The organism is Novosphingobium sp. LASN5T (genome assembly GCF_003856955.1).
GTDB lineage: Bacteria > Pseudomonadota > Alphaproteobacteria > Sphingomonadales > Sphingomonadaceae > Novosphingobium.
Map to the genome: position 1 here is coordinate 36,179 of NZ_RQSI01000033.1, position 6,548 is coordinate 42,726.

Consider the following 6,548-nt stretch of genomic DNA (forward strand, 5'->3'; position numbering starts at 1 on the left):
CACGATGACCGATCTGTTCAGCAAGTTCGACCCGCTGATCGAACAGCGCCGCGCCCTTCTCGCCGGTGGCGTGGAAGACCCGTTCAACCTGGTGATGGAGCGCGTGCTCTCGCCCACCGTGGCCGTGTGCAACGGGCGCGAAACGATCCTGCTGGGCACCTACAACTACATGGGCATGACGTTCGATCCCGATGTGATCCTGGCGGGCAAGCAGGCGCTGGACGATTTCGGTTCGGGCACCACCGGCAGCCGCGTGCTGAACGGCACCTATGCTGGGCACCGCGCCGTGGAGGACGCGCTCAAGGACTTCTACGGGATGGAGCACGCCATGGTGTTCTCCACCGGATACCAGGCCAACCTGGGCATCATCAGCACCGTCGCCGGCAAGGGCGACTACATCGTGCTGGACATCGACAGCCACGCCTCGATCTGGGACGGCTGCAAGATGGGCGATGCCGAAGTGGTGCCGTTCAAGCACAACGACATCGTGGCCATGGAAAAGCGCCTGAAGCGCATTCCCGAAGGCGCGGGCAAGCTGGTGGTGCTGGAAGGCGTCTATTCGATGCTGGGCGACATCGCGCCGCTGAAGGAAATGATCGCCATCGCCAAGGAAAATGGCGCGATGGTGTTGGTGGACGAGGCGCATTCGATGGGCTTCATCGGCCCCAACGGACGCGGCGTGGCCGAAGAGCAGGGCGTACTGGACGACGTGGACTTCGTGATCGGCACGTTCTCCAAGTCGGTGGGCACCGTCGGCGGCTTCTGCGTGTCCAACCACCCCAAGTTCGAGATCCTGCGGCTGGTCTGCCGCCCCTATGTCTTCACCGCCAGCCTGCCGCCGAGCGTGGTCCACACCGCCGCGACATCGATCCGCAAGCTGATGCACGCGGGCAACAAGCGCGCGCACCTGTGGGAAAATTCACGCACGCTGCACAAGGGCCTGCGCGACCGGGGCTTCCAGCTTGGCACCGAAGAACCGCAGAGCGCGATCATTTCGGTCATCATGCCCGATCTGGAGCGCGGCGCGGGCATGTGGGAAGCGCTGCTCCACGAAGGGCTGTACGTGAACCTGGCGCGTCCGCCGGCGACGCCCGCCGGGATGACGCTGCTGCGCTGTTCGCTGTGCGCGGAACACACCGCCGGACAGGTGCAGACGATCATCGGCATGTTCGAACGCGCCGGCAAGAAAGCCGGAATCATCTGACTTGTCCGGCTTCTGACTGGCCCGGGCGGCCGGGGACTGCCCCCGGCCATCCACCAAGGTCAGTGCAGCCGGATCTCGCCGTCCACCGCCCGCCATTCGCTGGGGCGGATCAGGTGATTGTGCGCCACGCGGACCGAATGGATCACCGCCTCGATATCGCGCCGCCAGAAATCGAGGAACCGTTTCAGTTCCGGGAACCGGGGTGCGACGTCGTAGCGCTGCAGGACGAATTCCTGCAGCAGGCTGGGATGATCGGGCATGTAGTAATGGATCTGCCAGGTGGCCAGCCCGTAACCGGCCAACTGAAGCCGAAAGTCGCTGTCTTCCATAGTCCTCCTTCCCCCTCGCTGGTGAAGAAATACCGGGAAGCAGCATGCTCCTTCATGGTTAACGGACCGTCAACGGGGTCCGCCGCCCTTTTTTTGTGCATTGCAGCAAGCAGGAACCCGCGCGGCTCAGGCGCTGGCGGTGACCGACTGCATCGTGGCGCCGCTGCATTCGTCGGCGCCCTTCTGCCCGTGCCCGCCCAGCATCGCGGCGGCGACGAAGCCGGCCAGGATCAGCGCGATGAACCCGACCACGGCGAGGCCGAGGTAGCGATCGATCCACGCCTTGATCGGCGCGCCGAACAGGCGGAACAGCACGCCCACGATCATGAAGCCGATGCTGCGCGAGATCAGGCTGGCGAGCAGGAACTTGCCGATCGGCATACCGATGAAGCCGGCGGTGATGGTGATCAGCTTGAACGGGATCGGCGTGGCGCCCTTGGCGATGATCGCGAGGAAGCCCGCCTCGCCCCGCAGCTTGCACGCGGCGTAGGGGAAGCTCTGCGTCAGGTGCAGCGCGGACAGCAGCTGTTCGCCCACGCTGGCGAACAGGAAATGGCCGATCGCATAGCCCAGCATCCCGCCGATGACCGAGGCGATCACGGTGATCGCGGCGAAGCGGACCGCCTTCTTCGGTTCGGCCAGGCACATCAGCCCCAGCAGCGGATGCGGCGGGATCGGGAAGAAGCTGGCCTCGACGAAGGCGAACAGGGCAAGCCACCATTCGGCGCGCGGATGCGCGGCCTTGGCCATGGTCCAGTCATAGAGGCGGCGAAGCATGGGCAAGGCATCCGTTAACGCGGCTGAGTATCGCGCGGGTGCTTAGGGCAGCGGGCGGCAAAGTGCCATAGGCGGAATATCCGGCCCGCAGTTCGGCCTTGACAACGTGACGCTGAATGAGTACATAACAGGAACATCACGAAAGACCGAGTCGCCCGCCCCCCGTCGCGACCGGTGCGAAACCTTCCCCAGATACGGATATTTCATGGCAGCCAGATCACCAGGCGCGTCGCTGACGCGTGCCGCAAAAGCGTGTGCGGGCGAAACGTCCGCGCGCTGGGTCAAGCCGTTCCTGGCCGCGCTGGCCGACATCCAAAGTCGCCGCCGTCATTCGCAAAGCATTGGCGTGACTGGCGCTAGCGGCACATGCAGAGTCCCTTCAAGTGGTGGGAATTCATTGGAATATCCGTTCTTTTCGACACCGCGCCAACGCCCGCATCATGTGGTAGTTGACGGACTTGTATCCGATGCCGACCTGCTCGGAGATTTCCGCATAGGTCATGCGCTTCAGCCGGTGCATCAGGAAGATGCGGCGGGTCCTGCGCGGCAGGACGAGGAGCGTCCGGCGATAGACCCTCCGGACATCGCGCTCCTCGATCCGCCACGCCTGTTCGGGAGGGGTTGGTGCGTCCAGTCCCTCGTCGATCGGACAGGTGGCGATATGAACCGGGGTCTTCCGGCGCGCACGGTCAGCGAGGAGGTTGCGGGCGCTCCGAATGCAATAGGCTCGCGGATGCTCGATCTGTCCCGCCACGTCCGAAGTGAACAGCTTGAGGAAAACCTCCTGCGCGAGGTCGGAAGCATCGTCGGAGCCCACCCGCTTGCGGAAGAAGCGCAGGACCCGCGTGTACTCTGCTCGATAGAGCGCCTCGAAGGCGGCCGTGGAACCGGAGGGGCTCATCGCCTTGCCTCCCGCCATTCGTGTTCGTTCAGTGGTGAATCGCGCGAGGCGCGGTAGAGCGTGATGCCCGCTTCGATGCGGTCGAGGATGAAAGTGTCGCGCTCGATCCTGGCGATGCGGATGTCGGTCCTGGAATGGATGTCGAAATCGACCGCGCACCGGTTGCCCAGTTCGCTGTCGATGACAGCGCGCACCCGCTGCCAGCAGCGCTCGTCCTTGAAGGCGGGGTGGTTGACGACGATCCAGAATTCGAAATCCGAGAACTGGATGGTGCGCCGGTCCTCGTACCAGGAGCGGCGCGCATAGGGGCCGATCAGGATGATCCGCCTGATCTTCCCCGGCCGGGGTGCCTGGACCTTTTCGGGTTCGAAGCAGGCGCGCATGATGCGCGCGATGCGTTCGATCTCGCCCTGCTTGCGCCAGACCAGATGGCTGACGCGCGCCATCACGACTTCGCGCGCGTAGACGTCGGTACGGGATGTCATTTGCAGCTCGCACACCGGCGGTCCGCGCATCGGAGCGCGGATGGTGCAAGCGGTGTCCGCTGCGTGCCGTCATTTGCGGCTTGCAGCAACTGCCCGACCTCGGTGGCCGGGCCTACATGATGCCTGGCAGGGTTATCCCCGGGATGGCCGCCAGTCCTTCCATCCCGTGCCGCCGAATATGCCAGACACGAGGAATCCGGGCAAGCTGTCTGGCGGGATGGCTATTTCCGGGCGGCGACTTCCAGTTCGGCGATCCGCTCCGAGCAGACCTGATGGACGACGCGGCCCAGTTCCTCGACGCGTTCGCCGAGCCATGCCAGTTCTTCGGCGCTGATCCGGTAGTGCCGGGAATAGCGGGCCTTGGTGTAGGCCTCTTTCAGCTTCTGGAACATGGCGCGTTCGCGGCGCGTGGTTTCTGGCCAGATGCCGTAGAGCCGGCGGTCCAGCCCTTCGGCCAGCGACCGCAGGAAGGCGATGTTGTGATTGTGGGGCGCGTAGAAGGTCAGGGTGAGGAGCAGGCCCTGATAAAGGCTTTCCGTAGCCTGATGCAGCAGGAAGGCAGCTCGCTTCCAATCCCCTTCGGTCATACAGAAGCGGAATACCTTTTGGAAACCAGCCGCATTCGGCAGCCATTCCTCGAAGTACTCTTTTGCTGTGTCGAGCGCTTGCTGGGGCGTCTTTGGCTGCGGCGTCGCCAGTTCCCTGCCGTCTGCCTCGTAAAGTGCAACCCCATCCTTGGCGACTTCCATGAAGAAGACGCGGCCATGGGCGAGGCCGTCATTCACCTCGTGTAGCGAATGGACGATGAAATTGACCGGCGTGCGCAGCGTCTTCTCGATCGTGTAGGCAAGGATCAGCCGTTCCTCGGCCTTCGCCCAGTAAGCGGCCCGGTCGGTCAGTTCCTTCTGGCTGACGATGATGAGGATATCGTAGTCGGACTTGTACTGGTTCGCCGACAGCGGCGCATCGACCCAGTCGCCCCGCGCGTGGCTGCCAAACAGCACGATCTTCAGGATGCGCGCGCCTTTCCGAGGGCCGGTGGCATTCCCGATCGCGTCGCGAAATTCCTCGAAAATGACCTCGACGATGCGCTCAAGCTCGCGCTGCTTTGCCGCAGGAAGATGGTCGATGTCGGTGCGCATGGCCCGGGATTCTTTCGGCATTCGCCCTTGTTTGGCAAGTGCAATCGCGGTGAGCGCGCCCATAACTCAATGCGGGCTCAACCTGAACGACCCACACCCAGTCCATGGAATAGGGCAACCAGACCTTAGCTCGGCCTGTATCAGGAGCACGTAAGCATGGAATGATGGAGCCCGGTACGGCTGTACTAAGACTGCGCCCCCCAGACGATAGGCTACGGTGATGCCGCAACGCCGGCGCTGCGATAGGAGACTAACGTTGCCCGTCTCGAACACTTCGGACCCTGCCGAAGCCGTCCTCGAAACGGACGCACCGCAGCGAATCCATCTCTAGCAGATCATGCACGCATCGCTCCCCCTGTCGTTTATCATCCTCCTTGCCTCCTGAGCCACCGTTTCTTCTTCATCGACGTAAGACTTCGACCGAACAGACAAGTTTCGCATCCATAACGGCTCAATTTCACCTCTCGCTCCATCTATGGGAGCTGTCCCTGCTGGACACGCTGGCACACACAACGGTGGAACGACGCTCGAAGACGACCAGCACTGGCTCGTCACGGAAAGCGCCAAGGTTGTCTTCGCCAGGCATGCGCGCGCTATTGCCATCCTGAGCGGAGGGGGCCGGCGCTTTCTTCCTCCGCGCGAAGGCATGCGGGTGTTCGATCGCGAACAGCGATGCTTCCGCCTGTTTGCGGACATATGGGGCGGGTTCGACGCACCGGCGCTGCCCACGGGCGGCAGCATGATCGACGTGGAAGCGCGCGCCTTCATCGCCGATCTGGTTCAAAGTTTGCGGGATTGCGGTTTGCTCCGCTGAAATCGCGGGAACAAACGCCCGCTTTAATCATTTCGGCGGAACATGAGGGTATTTCTGCCGCGGTTTACGAAGATGCACAGCGCAACAGCGATGTATTTTCGCAACACCTGGCAAGCGTGCCCGCTTGCATGAGCACTTGAGAACCGGTAGACAACCGCCACGACGTGGCAAGATTATCGCTAAAAGGGGAATCAATAATGCGGAAACTGGTCCTAGGCCTGGCCATGGCGTCGAGCGCCCTGGCTACGCCAGCTCTCGCCCGGGATAAGTCCTGGTACGTCGAGGGTGACGCGGGTGCCATGATTGTGGAAGACATCTACAATTTCACCGGCAAGAACAACGACGGCACGCTGGACACCAAGGCCGGCTACGACTTCGGCGGCATCGTCGGCTACGACTTCGGTCCGTTCCGCCTCGAAGCCGAAGCCAGCTATCGTCGCGCCGAGGAAAAGGGCTATCGCAGCTCGACCCAGAACTACAACGACGCCCAGCTGGGTGGCGGCGCCAGCGCGCTGAGCTTCATGGCCAACGGCCTGCTCGACTTCGGTCCCGATGACGGCCTGCAGGGCTTCGTCGGCGGCGGTGTTGGCGTTGGCCGCGTCAAGAACGCGGTGATCACGCCCGTGACCGGCCCGACCTCGGTGAACGTTGTCGATTCGGACACCGGCTTCGCTTGGCAGGCTCTCGCGGGTATCCGCGCGCCGATCAGCAAGCACGTCGACGTGGGTCTGAAGTATCGCTTCTACAACCAGGACCACAACGATCTGGTGAACAACGCTGGCGCCAACGTGCGCACGCGCTTCCGTTCGCACTCGCTGATGGCGACGCTGGCTTACAACTTCGGTGGCGCAGAACCGGTTGCTCCGCCCCCGCCCCCGCCGCCGCCCCCGCCCCCG

8 protein-coding genes are annotated in these 6,548 nt (G+C 63.3%); 3 read left to right on the forward strand and 5 right to left on the reverse strand.

The annotated features are described in order from the left end of the window. Positions 1–4: 4 nt before the first annotated feature. A complete protein-coding gene (locus EH199_RS18075) occupies positions 5–1,204 on the forward strand; it encodes an aminotransferase class I/II-fold pyridoxal phosphate-dependent enzyme (RefSeq protein ID WP_124810587.1) in 1,200 nt (399 codons plus the stop codon). Between the two features lie 59 nt (positions 1,205–1,263). Here the strand turns inward: EH199_RS18075 and EH199_RS18080 are convergent, their stop codons facing one another. The 5 genes from EH199_RS18080 to EH199_RS18100 all read right to left on the reverse strand — a co-directional run bounded on the left by EH199_RS18080 (position 1,264) and on the right by EH199_RS18100 (position 4,838). Further along, on the reverse strand, positions 1,264–1,533 hold the full coding sequence (locus EH199_RS18080) for an usg protein (RefSeq protein ID WP_124810588.1): 270 nt from the start codon (positions 1,531–1,533) through the stop codon (positions 1,264–1,266). Positions 1,534–1,659: 126 nt separating this feature from the next. Next, a complete protein-coding gene (locus EH199_RS18085; RefSeq protein WP_124810589.1) occupies positions 1,660–2,310 on the reverse strand; it encodes a YqaA family protein in 651 nt (216 codons plus the stop codon). Between the two features lie 394 nt (positions 2,311–2,704). Beyond that, a complete protein-coding gene (locus EH199_RS18090; protein WP_124810590.1) occupies positions 2,705–3,229 on the reverse strand; it encodes an RNA polymerase sigma factor in 525 nt (174 codons plus the stop codon). Further along, the gene (locus EH199_RS18095) at positions 3,208–3,696 is read right to left on the reverse strand and encodes a hypothetical protein (protein WP_223806749.1); all 489 of its coding nucleotides are present in this window, start codon (positions 3,694–3,696) and stop codon (positions 3,208–3,210) included. Before EH199_RS18095 ends, EH199_RS18090 begins: the two co-directional genes overlap by 22 nt. 221 nt (positions 3,697–3,917) lie before the next feature. Further along, positions 3,918–4,838: a nucleotidyltransferase and HEPN domain-containing protein gene (locus tag EH199_RS18100; RefSeq protein ID WP_124810591.1), complete on the reverse strand. Its 921-nt coding sequence runs from the start codon at positions 4,836–4,838 to the stop codon at positions 3,918–3,920. A 475-nt stretch (positions 4,839–5,313) separates the two neighbouring features. Between EH199_RS18100 and EH199_RS18105 the strand changes: the two genes are divergently transcribed. Continuing rightward, positions 5,314–5,652, forward strand: coding sequence for a DUF2793 domain-containing protein (locus EH199_RS18105; RefSeq protein ID WP_124810592.1), 339 nt, complete (start codon positions 5,314–5,316; stop codon positions 5,650–5,652). 197 nt (positions 5,653–5,849) lie between these two features. After that, a partial coding sequence (locus EH199_RS18110; RefSeq protein WP_148092164.1) for an outer membrane protein occupies positions 5,850–6,548 on the forward strand: 699 nt, incomplete at its 3' end.

Bases quoted from the DNA above. Each gene is read 5' to 3' on its own strand.
- EH199_RS18075 (WP_124810587.1), top strand. From the start codon at position 5: ATGACCGATCTGTTCAGCAAGTTCGACCCGCTGATCGAACAGCGCCGC.
- EH199_RS18080 (WP_124810588.1), bottom strand. From the start codon at position 1,533: ATGGAAGACAGCGACTTTCGGCTTCAGTTGGCCGGTTACGGGCTGGCC.
- EH199_RS18085 (WP_124810589.1), bottom strand. From the start codon at position 2,310: ATGCTTCGCCGCCTCTATGACTGGACCATGGCCAAGGCCGCGCATCCG.
- EH199_RS18090 (WP_124810590.1), bottom strand. From the start codon at position 3,229: ATGGCGGGAGGCAAGGCGATGAGCCCCTCCGGTTCCACGGCCGCCTTC.
- EH199_RS18095 (WP_223806749.1), bottom strand. From the start codon at position 3,696: ATGACATCCCGTACCGACGTCTACGCGCGCGAAGTCGTGATGGCGCGC.
- EH199_RS18100 (WP_124810591.1), bottom strand. From the start codon at position 4,838: ATGCGCACCGACATCGACCATCTTCCTGCGGCAAAGCAGCGCGAGCTT.
- EH199_RS18105 (WP_124810592.1), top strand. From the start codon at position 5,314: ATGGGAGCTGTCCCTGCTGGACACGCTGGCACACACAACGGTGGAACG.